The organism is Paenibacillus polymyxa, assembly GCF_018614975.1.
GTDB classification, from domain to species: Bacteria; Bacillota; Bacilli; order Paenibacillales; family Paenibacillaceae; genus Paenibacillus; species Paenibacillus polymyxa_E.
Window position 1 is genome coordinate 347,764 of sequence record NZ_JAGGNR010000014.1, and the last position, 14,700, is coordinate 362,463.

The 14,700-nt window shown below is 46.1% G+C and carries 18 protein-coding genes; 2 read left to right on the top strand and 16 right to left on the bottom strand.

The features are described 5' to 3' along the window. Positions 1-2 precede the first annotated feature (2 nt). The 5 genes from J7E78_RS14725 to J7E78_RS14745 form a co-directional block, all read right to left on the bottom strand. Positions 3-2,876 carry a 2-oxoglutarate dehydrogenase E1 component gene (locus tag J7E78_RS14725; protein ID WP_215076995.1) on the bottom strand — a complete coding sequence of 958 codons (2,874 nt, stop codon included), beginning with the start codon at positions 2,874-2,876 and terminating at the stop codon, positions 3-5. 624 nt (positions 2,877-3,500) lie between these two features. Continuing rightward, on the bottom strand, positions 3,501-3,986 hold the full coding sequence (locus J7E78_RS14730) for a GNAT family N-acetyltransferase (RefSeq protein ID WP_076209233.1): 486 nt from the start codon (positions 3,984-3,986) through the stop codon (positions 3,501-3,503). A 242-nt stretch (positions 3,987-4,228) separates the two neighbouring features. Next, positions 4,229-4,594, bottom strand: coding sequence for a YybH family protein (locus J7E78_RS14735; protein ID WP_215076996.1), 366 nt, complete (start codon positions 4,592-4,594; stop codon positions 4,229-4,231). 27 nt (positions 4,595-4,621) lie between these two features. Continuing rightward, complete coding sequence (locus J7E78_RS14740) at positions 4,622-5,131, bottom strand: 8-oxo-dGTP diphosphatase (RefSeq protein WP_215076997.1); 510 nt, start codon at positions 5,129-5,131, stop codon at positions 4,622-4,624. Between the two features lie 237 nt (positions 5,132-5,368). Next, positions 5,369-6,157 carry a DUF3891 family protein gene (locus tag J7E78_RS14745; protein ID WP_215076998.1) on the bottom strand — a complete coding sequence of 263 codons (789 nt, stop codon included), beginning with the start codon at positions 6,155-6,157 and terminating at the stop codon, positions 5,369-5,371. A gap of 194 nt (positions 6,158-6,351) precedes the next feature. Between J7E78_RS14745 and coaA the strand changes: the two genes are divergently transcribed. Then, complete coding sequence (coaA, locus tag J7E78_RS14750; protein WP_215076999.1) at positions 6,352-7,281, top strand: type I pantothenate kinase; 930 nt, start codon at positions 6,352-6,354, stop codon at positions 7,279-7,281. Between the two features lie 64 nt (positions 7,282-7,345). After that, positions 7,346-7,708, top strand: a complete 363-nt coding sequence (locus J7E78_RS14755; protein WP_215077000.1) for a DUF423 domain-containing protein — start codon at positions 7,346-7,348, stop codon at positions 7,706-7,708. Positions 7,709-7,776: 68 nt separating this feature from the next. On the opposite strand, the gene J7E78_RS14760 is transcribed toward J7E78_RS14755, so the two are convergent. The 11 genes from J7E78_RS14760 to J7E78_RS14805 form a co-directional block, all read right to left on the bottom strand. After that, positions 7,777-8,328: a histidine phosphatase family protein gene (locus tag J7E78_RS14760; RefSeq protein ID WP_215077001.1), complete on the bottom strand. Its 552-nt coding sequence runs from the start codon at positions 8,326-8,328 to the stop codon at positions 7,777-7,779. Positions 8,329-8,340: 12 nt separating this feature from the next. Then, entirely contained in the window at positions 8,341-9,135 is a 795-nt protein-coding gene (gene murI / locus J7E78_RS14765; protein WP_215077002.1) for a glutamate racemase, read from the bottom strand. Positions 9,136-9,382: 247 nt separating this feature from the next. Continuing rightward, a complete protein-coding gene (locus J7E78_RS14770; RefSeq protein WP_215077003.1) occupies positions 9,383-9,769 on the bottom strand; it encodes a hypothetical protein in 387 nt (128 codons plus the stop codon). A gap of 67 nt (positions 9,770-9,836) precedes the next feature. Then, the gene (locus J7E78_RS14775; RefSeq protein WP_215077004.1) at positions 9,837-10,307 is read right to left on the bottom strand and encodes a GNAT family N-acetyltransferase; all 471 of its coding nucleotides are present in this window, start codon (positions 10,305-10,307) and stop codon (positions 9,837-9,839) included. Beyond that, positions 10,304-11,023: a GNAT family N-acetyltransferase gene (locus J7E78_RS14780; RefSeq protein WP_215077005.1), complete on the bottom strand. Its 720-nt coding sequence runs from the start codon at positions 11,021-11,023 to the stop codon at positions 10,304-10,306. The genes J7E78_RS14775 and J7E78_RS14780 overlap by 4 nt, the downstream gene beginning before the upstream one ends. Before the next feature lie 2 nt (positions 11,024-11,025). Beyond that, entirely contained in the window at positions 11,026-11,397 is a 372-nt protein-coding gene (locus tag J7E78_RS14785; protein ID WP_311517404.1) for a hypothetical protein, read from the bottom strand. Between the two features lie 93 nt (positions 11,398-11,490). After that, positions 11,491-12,372 carry a serine/threonine-protein kinase gene (locus tag J7E78_RS14790; RefSeq protein WP_215077006.1) on the bottom strand — a complete coding sequence of 294 codons (882 nt, stop codon included), beginning with the start codon at positions 12,370-12,372 and terminating at the stop codon, positions 11,491-11,493. Further along, on the bottom strand, positions 12,369-12,947 hold the full coding sequence (locus tag J7E78_RS14795; RefSeq protein WP_215077007.1) for a GNAT family N-acetyltransferase: 579 nt from the start codon (positions 12,945-12,947) through the stop codon (positions 12,369-12,371). Before J7E78_RS14795 ends, J7E78_RS14790 begins: the two co-directional genes overlap by 4 nt. Continuing rightward, complete coding sequence (locus J7E78_RS14800; RefSeq protein ID WP_215077008.1) at positions 12,944-13,525, bottom strand: DJ-1/PfpI family protein; 582 nt, start codon at positions 13,523-13,525, stop codon at positions 12,944-12,946. Before J7E78_RS14800 ends, J7E78_RS14795 begins: the two co-directional genes overlap by 4 nt. Before the next feature lie 20 nt (positions 13,526-13,545). Beyond that, positions 13,546-13,674, bottom strand: a complete 129-nt coding sequence (locus J7E78_RS29690) for a hypothetical protein (protein ID WP_258166316.1) — start codon at positions 13,672-13,674, stop codon at positions 13,546-13,548. A gap of 60 nt (positions 13,675-13,734) precedes the next feature. Next, positions 13,735-14,673 (bottom strand): SDR family oxidoreductase, encoded by a 939-nt coding sequence (locus J7E78_RS14805; protein ID WP_285229439.1) that lies wholly within the window; start codon positions 14,671-14,673, stop codon positions 13,735-13,737. Between the last annotated feature and the right edge of the window lie 27 nt (positions 14,674-14,700).

A 14,700-nucleotide genomic window follows, 5' to 3' on the forward strand; every position in this document is an offset into this window, starting at 1 on the left:
TGTTACCTCCCCAGTGGAATATTATTCTTCGTCGTTTGTTTCAACGCAGATGTAATAATCTGTTGCTGTTCCATACTATGCACAAGCTGATAACCGCTGGAAGGACTTGCGTGTTCCGGGCGACCTTCGTATCTAACGGTTGTGCCTTCCGGGGCAACTTCACGAAGACGAGGCTCCATGTATGTCCAGGCACCCATGTTTTTGTTTTCTTCCTGTACCCATACCAGTTCTTTTACATTGCTGAAACGTGCAAGTATACGTTTGATCTCTTCTGCCGGGAACGGATATAACTGTTCCACACGGATAATGTGAAGCCATGACCGATCTGCTTTATCTTTTTCAATAGCATCTTCCAGGTCGATGGCAATCTTGCCACTGCACAAAATAATACGTTCTACGCGATCCGGCTGTGTACCCAGTCCGGCTTGCTCCAGCACAAGTTCAAACTTGCCTTCACTGAATTCGACTGCCGGTGATGCAACACGCGGATTCCGAATGAGACTTTTCGGTGACATCATCACAAGTGGACGGGCATCTTCCGTTTCAGTCAACGAAGCTTGACGACGCAACAAGTGGAAATACTGAGATGCACTCGACAAGTTGGCAACCGTCATATTGTCTTCGGCACAAAGCTGCAGGAAGCGCTCAAGGCGGGCACTCGTATGCTCAGGCCCCTGACCTTCATTCGCATGTGGAAGCAACATCACCAGACTGGATTGTTGAGACCACTTGGCACGACCCGATGATACAAACTGGTCAAAGATAACTTGTGCACAGTTGGCAAAGTCACCGAATTGAGCTTCCCAGATAACCAGTGTATCGGGTGAATATACGTTATATCCGTATTCGAATCCAACAACGGATTCTTCAGACAACGGACTGTTATAGATTGCAAAGGATGCTCTTGCCTGTGGCAAGTGATGCAACGGGCAGAACTTTGCTCCATTCTCCGAATCATGCAGTACCAGATTCCGATGAGCAAATGTAGCGCGCTCAGCATCCTGTCCACTAATCCGAATTGGCTTGCCATCTGCCAGAATGGTTGCAAATGCGAGTGTCTCCGCAAGGCTCCAATCCACTTTTTCCCCTTCGTTCAGGGAAGTGCTCCGGCGCTGTAAAATCCGCTGTAACTTCGGATACACATTGAAGTTCTCAGGCCATTTCAGCAGGTCTGCATTAATGCTGCGCAGATTCTCCAATGGTACCGCAGTAGGTGTAATCGTAACAGCTTCTGGCTCACTGATTTTCCGTTGGTAATATTCATGTACTTCATTTTTCTTCATCTGGTCATAAGCTTCTTTTAATTTATTCATTACCCCATCGCGAATGCTTGTAATGGACGCATCATCGATAACCGATTCCTGCTTCAACTGATCCTGATACAAGTGGCTTACCGTTGGATGGTTTTTCACCTTGTCATAAACGATAGGCTGCGTCGTTTCGGGATCATCGGTTTCATTATGGCCGTACCGACGGTAACCGATCAAGTCGATCAGGAAATCCTTTTTGAAACGATTACGATACTCTGCTGCCATACGGATGGCTGCAATACAAGCATCCGGATTGTCCGCATTCACGTGTACAATTGGAATTTCGTACCCTTTAGCAAGGTCACTTGCGTAGTACGTTGAACGGGAATCACCGCTATCTGTAGTGAAACCCAGACGATTGTTGACGATAATATGGATGGTTCCGCCATTCTGATATCCTGGCAGAGCTTTGAAGTTAAGCGTCTCTGCAACGATCCCTTCTCCAGGGAATGCTGCATCACCATGCATCAAAATAGTGGCTGCCTTCGTAACGTCCTGCTTCGGATATCCAGGGTCACGACGGTCATCCTGAGCCGCACGCGCAAACCCTTGTACAACCGGATTAACATATTCCAGATGGCTTGGGTTATTCGCCAGAGTAAGGCGAGCCTGCACAGTTTCCCCGTCTTTTACAAAACGGTTGGCACCCATATGATATTTGACATCCCCCGTCCAACCGTAGTTGATTCCGGTCGAACCTTCCGATGGAACCATGTCTTTGTTCGGAGCATGATGAAATTCAGAGAAAATTTTGCTGTACGGTTTGCCCAAAACATGAGCCAGTACATTTAACCGTCCACGGTGGGCCATACCCATCAGAATGTGGCTTGATCCGGCTTCTGCCATGATGCGAACTGCTTCATCCAGCATCGGTACAAGCACATCGTTACCTTCGATGGAGAAACGTTTCTGACCAACAAATGTTTTGTGAAGGTAATCTTCGAATTGCTCAACTTCAACCAAACGTTCCAGCAATGCTTTACGTTCTTTCGGCGTAAGTGGAGCCGGTGATGTCCGGGATTCCGCACGACGATTCAGCCACTCACGCTCTTGAACTTCGTGCACATGACTGAATTCATAGGCCATGGGTCCAGTGTAAATCTGACGCAAGCGTTGGATTGCATCCCATCCGGTTGCTGTCTGCCCATCTGCACCTTCCCAGATCAGGGAAGCAGGTAGAGCTTTCAGATCTTCTTCGTTTAATTCAAAATGCTGAGGTTCAAGCAAAGATGTATCTGTATCTTCACTGATTCCAAGCGGATCTATATCTGCAGCAAGATGACCATAGGTACGGATGTTCCATACCAGTTTGCCCGCTGTAACCGCTTTCTGTAATAGTTGAATATCTACGTTTCCGGAAGCCAATTGGGCGTTGCCGGAATTTGAAATTGTCCGTGCATCCCTGCCAGACATCGGGGGTGCACCCCATTGTTCAAATAGTTCACGATAGGCCGGTGTAACCGAACCAGGGTCTTGAGTGAATAATTCATATTGTTCCTGTACGTATCCCATATTGGGGCCATAGTAACTTTCCCAGGGCTTCTTGTTGCCTTCCACGATCGTCATCGACGTTCCCTCCGTCTTGATTTAGTCATAAGTTTTTGACGGAAATCATTGACTAAGCCGTAATTTGCGTTCGTTCAACATTTTAAGCTAAATTTTTCATGAAGTCCAATAATCGTGCTTGTTGGTGGTAGTAACGTTAGTCCGACGCTCCCGTCAAGGTTTGTCTGCGTTTTCAAAATCAAAGTAAAACAATGATTGTATATACCGTCGCACAGATGTCGAATACTGTCCTGATCCGTTCGAAGGTTACACTTTCTCCTCTTCTTCAAGTGAAGTCCATGTTCTACTCTCTATTCTATAAACTTTTACGCTCAGGAGCATTTCCTATTTTTAGTTCAATTGATGCATAAATTAGATGAATCGAATAAATCGATCAATTTGGGTAGAACAACGAACGCTTAATTACAACAAAATAGGCTTGCGATCTCCCATTTTACCTCCTTAATTGAATTGTGGTCCATTATGTTCAAAAACAAACCGTCAAGTTAAACATTAACCATTTGACGTCACATTCAACAAATAATTGGGGTTTTCTTCAGGAGACCCACAGCAAAAAGCTGGCCCAGACATGAATTATCCGAGCAGCTTCTTTGGATACTGCAAATTTAAGTTAACAGATACTTCCTATTTCTTTTCATCCTCTGTAACAGCATCCAGATCTATAGCCATACGGATCATATCCACACAGCGGATACCATCCTCTATAATCTCTTCCTCATAGTGCCTCACAAAGAAGTCACGATCAACCCCGATAATGCGGAAACCGCAACGTTGGTATAATTTCAATTGATGAAAGCTGGAGTTGCCCGTCCCAATCTCGAGAATCCGGCAGCCCAATCTACGTGCAGCTTCCATCGCTTCCTTAATCATGTGTTTGCCTACACCTTGTCCCTGCAGTTCTTCCTGTACGGCAATATTAACAATCTCCGCAGTCTCTGGACGAGTCTTCAACAATACGAACTCCCCAACCATCTCTCCTTCATACTCGGCAATAAAACAAACACCCCGACTAAGGTACTCGTCAACAATTGCTTTTGAAGGATCAGCCATCAATAAAAGTTCGTAGGGTCTCTCTTCTTCCCAGTCCAAAATCCGGAACGACAATTTCATGCCAATCTCCACCTTTTCATCGTACAATATTCATTTACGTCCTGTTTGCAGAAGCCTATGTATGGCAAATCCACAAATATATCATTCTTCATTTCAACAAACTAGCTTACTCAATCTATTAAACACACACTATTACCCACAGACTAGTCATCTCCTATAAAAATAGTAAACTTCATTATATCATAATATTTGGATATAAATATATAGATATGGATGATACATTATGATACATTATTTTCCTCCTAACCCAAGCTTAAATGCTCATGGATTAATTTCCATTCTCCATCAAGCCCAGCAACAAATACATTCGTGGCACGACCCTTGCCATAAGCCGGCTCTCCCTGATAAATCCCCTTCCAGTGGTAGGTATAAATACAAACGGCCTGCTCTTTGCTAGTCGTAATCCACTTAACATCTTCAGCACTGTACACTTCTTCCTTGACTGTCTCCCAAGCGTTCTCAAAGTAAGCCCGAATTTCATTAGGGGTAGTACAGGACGTTCCCGTAAACCAATATACGGCATGTGGCGATAACCATTTACTGACTTCATCAAACTGATGTGTATTCGTCGCCGCAATGTATCCTTGCAGGGCATGCTGGTATCCCATGATTTCTCCTCCTTCTGACGTTTTATCTTATCGGATCTCACTCTGTTCAAGAACGGAATCGCTATATACCATAAATGTCTCTTGTAGCGTACGTCCAGATGACTTCTCCCAGATCACACTCCGCTCAAAAGTACCTTTTTGGAAAAAACGCGGGAGACGTTCAACGAACCAATCCTGCATAGGCAGTTCAAAAACCCCCTTCATAGGCACCCATAACAGTTCGCCTTCGGGCGGATCTTGCAATAACTGACCCTCGAATGAAGTCGCCAAATAGTTAAATACCATGTACCGCAATCCTTGTTCGGGATCACAGAACTCATCAAGCCCTTTATACGTAATCTCATTGACTACTAGCCCCGTCTCCTCCAGAACCTCCCGCACGGCACCATCCACGATACTCTCCGGAAAGTCTACCTTCCCTCCAGGAGCGATGTATCCCGGAAATCCTTTGCGATTTGGCCGATTCATTAGCAACACCTGATCATTCATTTTGTCCCATACCATACACATTGTTAATATCTCTATTCTAGTATCCATATTCGTCCTCCTGCTAACGTGCGCTTCTCTGCTGTACACTAACATTTCTGGGAATAACCTGTGTTTTCCTTCTTTATTCCCACTCTGATTCATTGGTATTTTCACCGGTCTAACAGTATGCCTATGATGATATATATGCATACGAAAGGCGGACGCCCTGTACACCTGTACATCAGAAGCCCGCCTGTTTTGTGCTATTCTATGCTGCTCTTTCCTCAAGCCTGGAGTTTCCAGTTCTCAGTTCAATTCCGTAATCAACACCCGGCGTTCCTTCCATTCAGCCCGGCGATAAGCCTGTTGCATACCAAATTTGCGGATACTTGCCTTTGGCACCGATTTATAAGGCAAAACGACCGTAAACTCCTCATCAAACGGGAAAAACGACAGGCCTACTTTTTCATTGGATAACCACTCTGCCTGAATGGGTTGTCTGGAACAGGCATCAAACGTACAACTGAGCCCTTCTGCAAAAAAATCATAACGCGCAGCAGGTGTTCCAGGTTCCTCCATACAGAGAAACAGACTGAGCTGATCACAGAAAAGTATGATCTCCACATCACTTTGCAGCCTCTGTTTCAGTGCTTCAGCATCGCCACCAAGCTGTTTCTCCCAATCCAGCTGACGTTCGTGTTCTTGTTGCAGATAATCTCGGATGTCATCATCATCCTGAGCATTGGCCCCCAGATTTTTCTGAAATAGCTCCGTGTACATCAAGCTACACAATAATCCGGCGTAGAGGTTTTTCTGACGAACTTCTTCAATCCCTTTATGGTAGAATACAAAACGCGGACGCAATGGAAAGTCACGAAACGAATACGGCGATTGACTGTAATCATTCCAGAACGGAGACGAATCCAGTTCAATCCAGCCACGGTCATGTTCCTTGGCCGCTAGAATCAATTCATCCCGATGCGCAGCATCGGCTAATAATTCATTTTTCCAGTGGGAAGCCATCTCTCCGGCTACTAATCCATGCTCATGCTGTGCGGTCAAAACAAAATCATGCTCTCTCTCATATACGATCATGTGCTGTCACCCTTCCGCATGGTATACGTTGACTTTAACATAAAATGGGTTACACTTTCCTATAAGTTGCTTTTCGCTCCATTTTGACGAAAGGCATTATGAAATGCACAATGTAAAGGTGTTGTCAGTTTCCTGAATTTTGATACACTAAAGGTTGTGTCCACAATTATATTACATACAGAAAGCGGGATCTCATGAATTCATACTCTCCTTACATCGAGTTTAACCGCAAGGAATGGGCTGAACTTAAAGAACATCAGACCACTCTTCCACTGACGGAAGCCGAATTAGAACAGTTAAAGGGATTGAATGAAGAGGTATCGATTCAAGAAGTCGAAGATATATATCTGCCTCTTACCCACTTTATTGACCTATATGCAAGAGTTTCTCAAGAGCTGAATCGACTGACGGCCTCCTTTATGAAAAAAGAAGCATCCCCCAGTCCTTACATCATCGGAATCGGGGGAAGTGTTGCTGTGGGCAAAAGTACAGCGGCCCGCTTACTACAGGCACTGCTTGCCAGAGGTAAGAATAGCCCGAAGGTTGACCTTGTCACAACCGACGGTTTCTTATATCCCAATGCGGTGCTGCAAGAGAAGGGCATCATGAACCGCAAGGGATTCCCGGAAAGCTATGATATCAAATCCCTGATTCAGTTCATGGGAGATGTGAAATCAGGCAAACCCGAAGTGAAAGCACCCGTATACTCTCACCTCGCCTACGATGTCATTCAAGGCGAAGAGAAGCAGATCTGTCAACCGGATATTCTCATTATAGAAGGTATCAATGTACTCCAGATCAAAAAGGAAACGCCTTTGCTGGTTAGTGATTTCTTTGATTTCTCCATCTACATAGATGCGGAAGAAGAGCATATACGACACTGGTACGTTGAGCGTTTCAAGCTACTCCGCAATACAGCGTTCCAGAACACGGATTCCTTCTTCCATCAACGATTCGCCAATATCGATGAAGAAGAAACCGTGCGTACTGCCAACCAGATCTGGCAGGATATCAATGCCAAAAACCTGCATGAAAACATTTTACCAACCAAAGGGCGTGCCAGACTGATTCTGAAAAAGGAAGCCGATCACTCCATTGGGCAGATTCAATTGCGCAAACTGTAGACAACACTCGTGCAGTTCACTTTGACGTTACATCTAATTACCCTTAAAAGGAGAGAAAAACACATTGCAAACCCTGATTATACTCGGCAGTATTATGATGTTCCTGGCTGTTGCTTTGGGTGCATTCGGAGCACACGCGCTCAAGCGCAAATTATCCGCTGACATGATCAAAATCTATGAAACCGGTGTTCAATATCACCTCACCCACGGACTTGGTATCATCCTGATCGGACTGATGGCAGACCGTCTTGAATCCTCTTCACTCGTCATGCTCGCCGGATGGCTGATGTTCGCCGGGATCATCCTGTTCTCTGGCAGCCTGTATGCTTTAAGTGTAACGGGTGTTCGCAAATTGGGAGCCATTACCCCACTTGGCGGAGTTGCATTTTTGGCTGGATGGGTTATGATCATGATTGCCGCATTGTAAACATGCCCCGAGGATATACGAAAAGAGTGTTCTGGCTGATATCATATCGCTGGAGCACTCTTTTACTGTTAATCTGTCCAGATTCTGCGAATGGTGGACAACCCTGCATCTGGTCGTTGTCTCTCCAGAACATACACATCCGGGTTAGACAGTTTGGTCCACTCTTCATAACCAAAGGATGGTTCATACTCACGAATAAGCAGTGATAACAAGTTCCCATGTGTAACCACGGCCCCGTGCTGTTCTGGTCTGCTCCACAACTCTTCCAGTAGTGCCATACCCCTTGCAGCCGCAGTCCTTGAAGATTCCCCGCCTTCTTCTACCCAGTCCACATCGTCATATGTACGTTTCAGCACATCCATCCAGTTAGACAGATCCATGGAGCTGAGTATTCTCTCCTGGAGACGTTCATCCGTATGTATATGTTGCAGCGTTGCTATGCCCAGTGGCATAGCTGTCTGGACGGCCCTTTTCCATGGACTGGATACAATATACGTTATGGAATGATGAGCCAAGATATCTGCAAGTTTTTCAGCCTGCCTGATCCCCTCATCTGTAAGCTCTGCATGGGGTTCCTGCCCTGTGGCCTTGGCGTGACGGATAAGATAAATGAACTGCATAGCTATCACCTCCTATGGTGTAACCGACTTGGAGTTCATCTCAAGATATTGAAGTGCACTGTACATCTTCTCCTGCTCTTCCGGTCGACCTGATGAACTGAGGAAAGTGACCTGTTCCCCTGTTCTGTCTCCATGTTGAGCCACCAGTCCAAGCCGCTGCTTCAGATGGTTCACTGTGCCTGTACTGCCATCAATGATCTGTATATGATCTGGCAGAACCGTGCGCAGAATGGACGTATAGAATGGATAATGCGTGCAACCAAGCACCACTGTGCCATACCCATGAAGATCGAGATCTGCCAGCTTGAACCGGAAATAATCAGCGATTTTGCCCGGATCAAAATCCAGCTGTTCACACCATTCCACAAGTTCCGGCAGCGCAATCGAATCCACACTGTGGTGATCATCAACACGCGATACCAGTTCGTTATACTTGGTTTGACTCAAGGTGAGGGCCGTGGCAAATACAAGCACTCTCTTCCCACTATCACGATTCATCTCCACGGCTGGTTTCACCGCAGGCTCCATGCCAATGATCGGGATATCGTACTTGGCGCGCAGGTCCTTCACAGCCAGACTTGTTGCTGTATTACAAGCAATCACGATGGCTTGAACATCCTCCTGAACGATGGCTTCCACACAATCAAAAATATGTCCTCTAACCTCATCCGCAGACTTGGTTCCATACGGGACATGTAAGGTATCCGCATAATACAGAAATTTTTCTTCAGGAAACTGTTGTAATGCCTTATGCAAAACGGTTAAACCACCGATGCCTGAATCAAAAAAAGCAATTTTCTTATTCAAGGATTTCACCTCTATAATGTATTCTTTCGGGTTCCAAGAACCTCTCAATGCTGCTCATGCTGACTGGAGGTGAGGTATGTACTTCCGGCTCATCACACGCTACAGTGCTTGACGGATTGCGGGAACCATTCCGGTTACGGATCGTTCTTCTGATCGCTGACAAAGGCGAACGCTATCGCTTCTTCAGAATCGATTCCGCCCCCTCCATCACTTCCGCTAAGTCAGGTACTATAGAGAAGATACGCCATTATTCTACGCTCATTTTATACTGCCTGAGCCAGTCCTTGCCACTATGCCACGCCTCTACAGGGTTACGCTCTCCAAGCAGTTCAGTACTTGCCTGAGCCATGATCCATTCCTTAAGACCATTATCCGGACTGGATTCGATCTGCTGTAACAGGAGAAGCAGTCCCGCCTCACCCGTATTCAAAATGTCCTCGTAAACCTCCGGGTTGCCAACAATGTAATCATTCGGATTGCTGCTGGTCAGGAGGAAAGGGTCGCTAACCATCTGCTGCAGGTTACTTTCAATGGTTGCTGATAATACTTGTTCTTCTGTCCGAGTCGAACATGCTGTTACCGTCAATGCTATGCATACGGATAACAAACCTAGAATCAGTCTTCTGCGATTCACTGTACCACTCCTCTCAACAACGAGTTAACGCAACAGATGTGGCTTTCATGCTCAAGCCACTAACCAACTACAGAACAAGTTCCCATTGTTCTTCGGTAAGCTCCTGACCTGACAACATCTGCTTGCGGACTTCCTTCACTTCGAAGCCCACAGATTGATATAATCTACGCGCGCCGATCAAAGACTCATTGGTCCACAGAATCACGGATGTGTAGCCCTTTTCTTTTGCAAAAAGAACTGCCTGTTCGATAAGCCTCCAGCCCCATCCTGCACCACGTGCTTCCGGTTCGATCAAAAACCAGCGAAGTTGAGCCGTATTTTCATTCACCTGAGTAAGTCCTATGGAGCCGGAAGCTATCTGATCTAACTCAACAATCCATAACATCTCCCTCGAATGATTGCCTTTAAGTCCAAACGAATTCACCGAGTTGGTGATAAATTCAGCAAAGCTATCATCATAATTATACTCATTTCGATAGATTCGGATATGCGCTTCAATGACATACTGAAGGTCCTTTTGTAGGAAAGTGCGGATCATCCAACATCACAGCCCTTCCTCAACTCCACAGTTGTGATACTGAAATCCACACCGAACTGAATTAATCCCAATTTACGGGCAACTTGCTGTGAAGCGAGATTATCCCAAGATGTACTGTAGATTGGCATGCGTCCACGCTCCTTGACATGATACTGCCAGCATTTTACCGTCTCCGCTGCATACCCATGTCCTCTATAACCAGGTGCCGTATATAGACTTGCTTCCGCCCCATGTTCGGAAATCCGTGCGGAGCAGCACACTGCCACAGCAGAATCACCAATAACATAAGCCGAAACAGGCCATTTTTCATGCAAGAGATCTGTTAATTCAGGGAAATGCTCTGCCAGCAAATTACACTGCTCCTGACCAATCAACTGAACCTGTCGATTCCATTCGTCAGATGACTCAGGAAAGACATATGCTGGTCCCATCCACACATGGTTAACTGGCTCAAAGGTCTGCACCTTTCGAATCAGTTTCGGAATATCCAATGGAAGCTCGCATTCCTTACTCAATTCATCCATCAGATCCGGCGGTAACTGCTCATGGTAATAGATCAGTGAACCGGCAGAAGCCAATCCGATAAATATGGCTGGAGCCTGCCCACCACCCGGCTCGTTAATGCTTAATAGACGCTGTTGCTCATTGATTGTATATAACGTGCTCGCTTGTATCTTCAACATTTCCATAGACGACAGGTTCGATGTAGGAGCCATAACTATGAAGTTAACCTTTTCAATAATCGTTTGCCTTCACTGCCTTTACCTGCTTCCTGCTGATCCAGAAAATCGGGTAATTCACGTAAATCTGACGGCCGATATCCAGCCCCGCATCCACAATTATGAAAGGTATAACCATGGCGATACAGAATCATCACTTTGGTCCATTGTTTGCTATCCTTTTGTTTAGGCGCCTGGAAATCCTGTCCCATGCTAACCATAGACGCAGCACATTGTGGACATTTATATTCGAGTTGTTCCACAATTTCAGGGTGAAGGTCGTATCTGGAAACTTGTTTAAATGATTTGCGACAATTGAAGCATGCATAGATGTCTTTGTATGGTCCTGACATGGCATATCTGCACATCATCTGCACCCCCTTAATAATTTCCATTATACGGTATTTATCAAACACATACGAATGGATTTTGCATATTTGCGAATAATTCGTATACGCCGCTCCTTACCTTTGCATTGCAGCTTCTTTCCATGCCTCACCGAGTTCTGCAATCGATGCGTACCGCTGGGACCGATCTGCGCTGACTGCACGTATCACAACCTGATATAAAGCCTCTCCGGCATCCCATCTATCATATGAACGGTCTTTCTCCCCACCCAGTAGGGCGAACGCCATGGCTCCCATATTGAATACATTGGTAATTCCATCTATGGATGCGCCTAACTCAAATTCCTCTGGAGACATAAAGCGGGAAGATCCCCACATACGTCCCATCGTATTGATAAAGGCGCCTTTCCGATACAGATCGATATCACAAATTTTCATGACATACTTGTCAAAATCATAGATCAAACTGCCGTCATACAGATCAACAGCCACATAACCTCTCCGCTCCACTTCGATATGAAAATTAAGAATCTGCTCCATCGCGCCAATCCTTGTCTTCACCGGAAGTTGTCTGAACTGAAAGTAGGGGGAACGAGGATCTTCATATTTGGCCGGAGGCGGAAATTTCCAGTGATTATGAAGATTCTCCCCCTCCACCCAATCGAATACACAGACATACCCTTGCTCCGTTGCAAAATGATCCGTTAGTCGGATCAACGTGTCATGCTTCAAATCTTGATAGACGGAAACAGATGATTTCAGATTATGAATGGCTTCCGGGGGACTTCCCGTATGATTCGCATGAATGGTATATGCTCCCGCATACTTTACGAACAACCTCTTTCCATCCTTTTGCACGATACCGAAGGAGAGATTTCCTGAATCCTGCTGATCGAATACGCGAAAGACCGTACCCATGGGCCGTAACCAATCGAAAGAATGAGACTCTTTCAAGACAAAGGAAATACCGTCGATCTCAAGTTCAACTTGACCTGTCATAGGCCTCCTCCTGTCGAACCATCTTCAATGGATGTTGATTGCTCTGTATAGAAATAATTCATATGTGCCTCGTCATATCCCTGCCCGTACACTTCCAGGGCGTTACGCTCAATGCCATACACTTCAAATCCATATCGCTCATATAAGCGCCTGGCTGATTTATTCGTCGTTACCACACTCAGATTAATTTGCTTGATGCCTTCCAGATATCTTCCCCGTTCCAAGACTTCCTGGAGCAATTGCGATGCCAGACGATTTCCCCGATATGGCGGAGCAACATAGACACCCCAGATTATGCCTTTGTGCCTGAGCTTCAGGCCATATTCTCTCTTGAAACCCATCATTCCCGCGAGTATTCCTTCTGTTGTATATGCGCCCAGAATATAATCGTCGGGCTCGTTATGTATGCGTTCCTGCACTTCATTCATGGGAATCTGAATGGATAATTCAAAGGAAGCCCCGAAGGCTTCAGGATGTGTTTTCAGTGCTTCCAGTCGAAAAGGCCAGTATACATCTGCTTCATCCCGCTTAATATTGCGAATGATATAGTTTTTTTGCTTTCCATTTTCGTTCATTCTTCGACCACTCCCTCCATTTCATAAGGATAATCGATCTGGAGTTTCACATTTGCTGCCGCTTCCTGTCCTGCAAGCAACCCAACAACATAAATTCCCAGATCAATGGACGTGGCTACTCCACCGGCTGTAATTACATTTCCATCTCGCACGATCCGGCTCTGAATAACCTCAGCAACGTACGGCTGAAGCAGATCATAGGTATACGGATGTGTCGTCGCTCTTTTACCAGACAAAAATCCAGCCGCACCCAGCAGCAGAGAGCCTGTGCACACGGATACCTTCAAAGGAACAGACTCCGCTTGTTTCAACCAGCCTACGAACGCCTCGTCATACCGAAGCTTACGCGTTCCCATGCCTCCGGGGACAAACACGAGATCATACTCTGCCAGATCCGGCTTCACTCGATCGACCTTCAACGTTAAGCCAGACTCATCCGTGACCTGATCTGTCATCGCACAGGTTTCCCACGTCGTTCCTTTGGTTTGCTCAAAGAAATTCAACCGATTGATCACATCATAGAACCCTGCAAAATCAAGGAAAGTCAGTCCATCAAACAAAACAAATGCGATTTTCATATAAAAAACCTCCAATAGTCTTATTTTGACGCGTTCCGATCCCGCTCCAACGCTTCCTTCACCCGGTCACGCGCTGGCAGCTTGCTATTGATATGAAGGAGTAAACCCACAATCACAAGAAGCAGAATAACAACAATGATTTCAAACACGGGTCCACCCCTCTCAAGTAAATAGTGGCAAATGTGACCGACTCCTGAAGGTTGTAGTCTCTATTTTAAACCACGAGCGATAATCCGCTCCAGCCACTTCCACGGTAGTAGTGCTTTGCCTATGATGAGCACACGCGAACCTTTTCCTAGCGCATATCGAAGTCTTGGTGCACGCATCCGTGCAATTCGGCCGATCAGATCAGCTACCTCTTGTGGATCAGGTGCTGTCTCGCTCGCATGTTTGGAATAACGAAGAACCGCGTCCAGCTTATGCTTATACGGAGAATTCTCGTTCCGGTGAATCTCACCCAGTCCCTTATTCCAGATCGGTGTACGATAAGCACCTGGTTCAACCAATACCACCCGAACACCAAACGAAGACATCTCATGACGCAAACTTTCCGTGAATCCTTCCACAGCGAATTTGGAGGCAGCATAGGGCGCATACCCCGGAAAACCGGACAACCCACTGACGCTGGACAAGTTAATAATTAACCCCTGCTTCTGTTCACGCATCACAGGCAGGACCGCACGTGTCACGGCGATTAATCCAAACAGATTCGTTTCCATCTGGCGCCGCCAATCCTCCATCGATACTTCCTCAATGAACCCGCCCACCGCAAATCCCGCATTGTTCACCAGCATGTCGATTCGGCCATAGTTCAGAACGACTTTGGTTATAGCCGCCTGCACCGATTCAGAATCAGTAACGTCCAGTTGCTCATACACCACACGTTCTGTTATACCTGCCTCTCCTGCCAGTCTGACCAACTCTTCTCTTCGACTCAGGTCACGCATGGTGGCAACAACAAGATATCCCTGCTTGGCTAGCGTAATAGCAGTTAACATACCGAAGCCACTGGATGTGCCTGTAATGAGAGCCACGGGATCTTGTGCACCAAGTGTTCGTAGTCTTGTTTCCTTTGTTTCTTCATTTCTATGATTCTCTGTCTGCGTTCGATGCTGCCCGTCACCTATCTTATATGTCACCACTGTCATTCAGCCACCTGCTCTCCCCCAATAAGT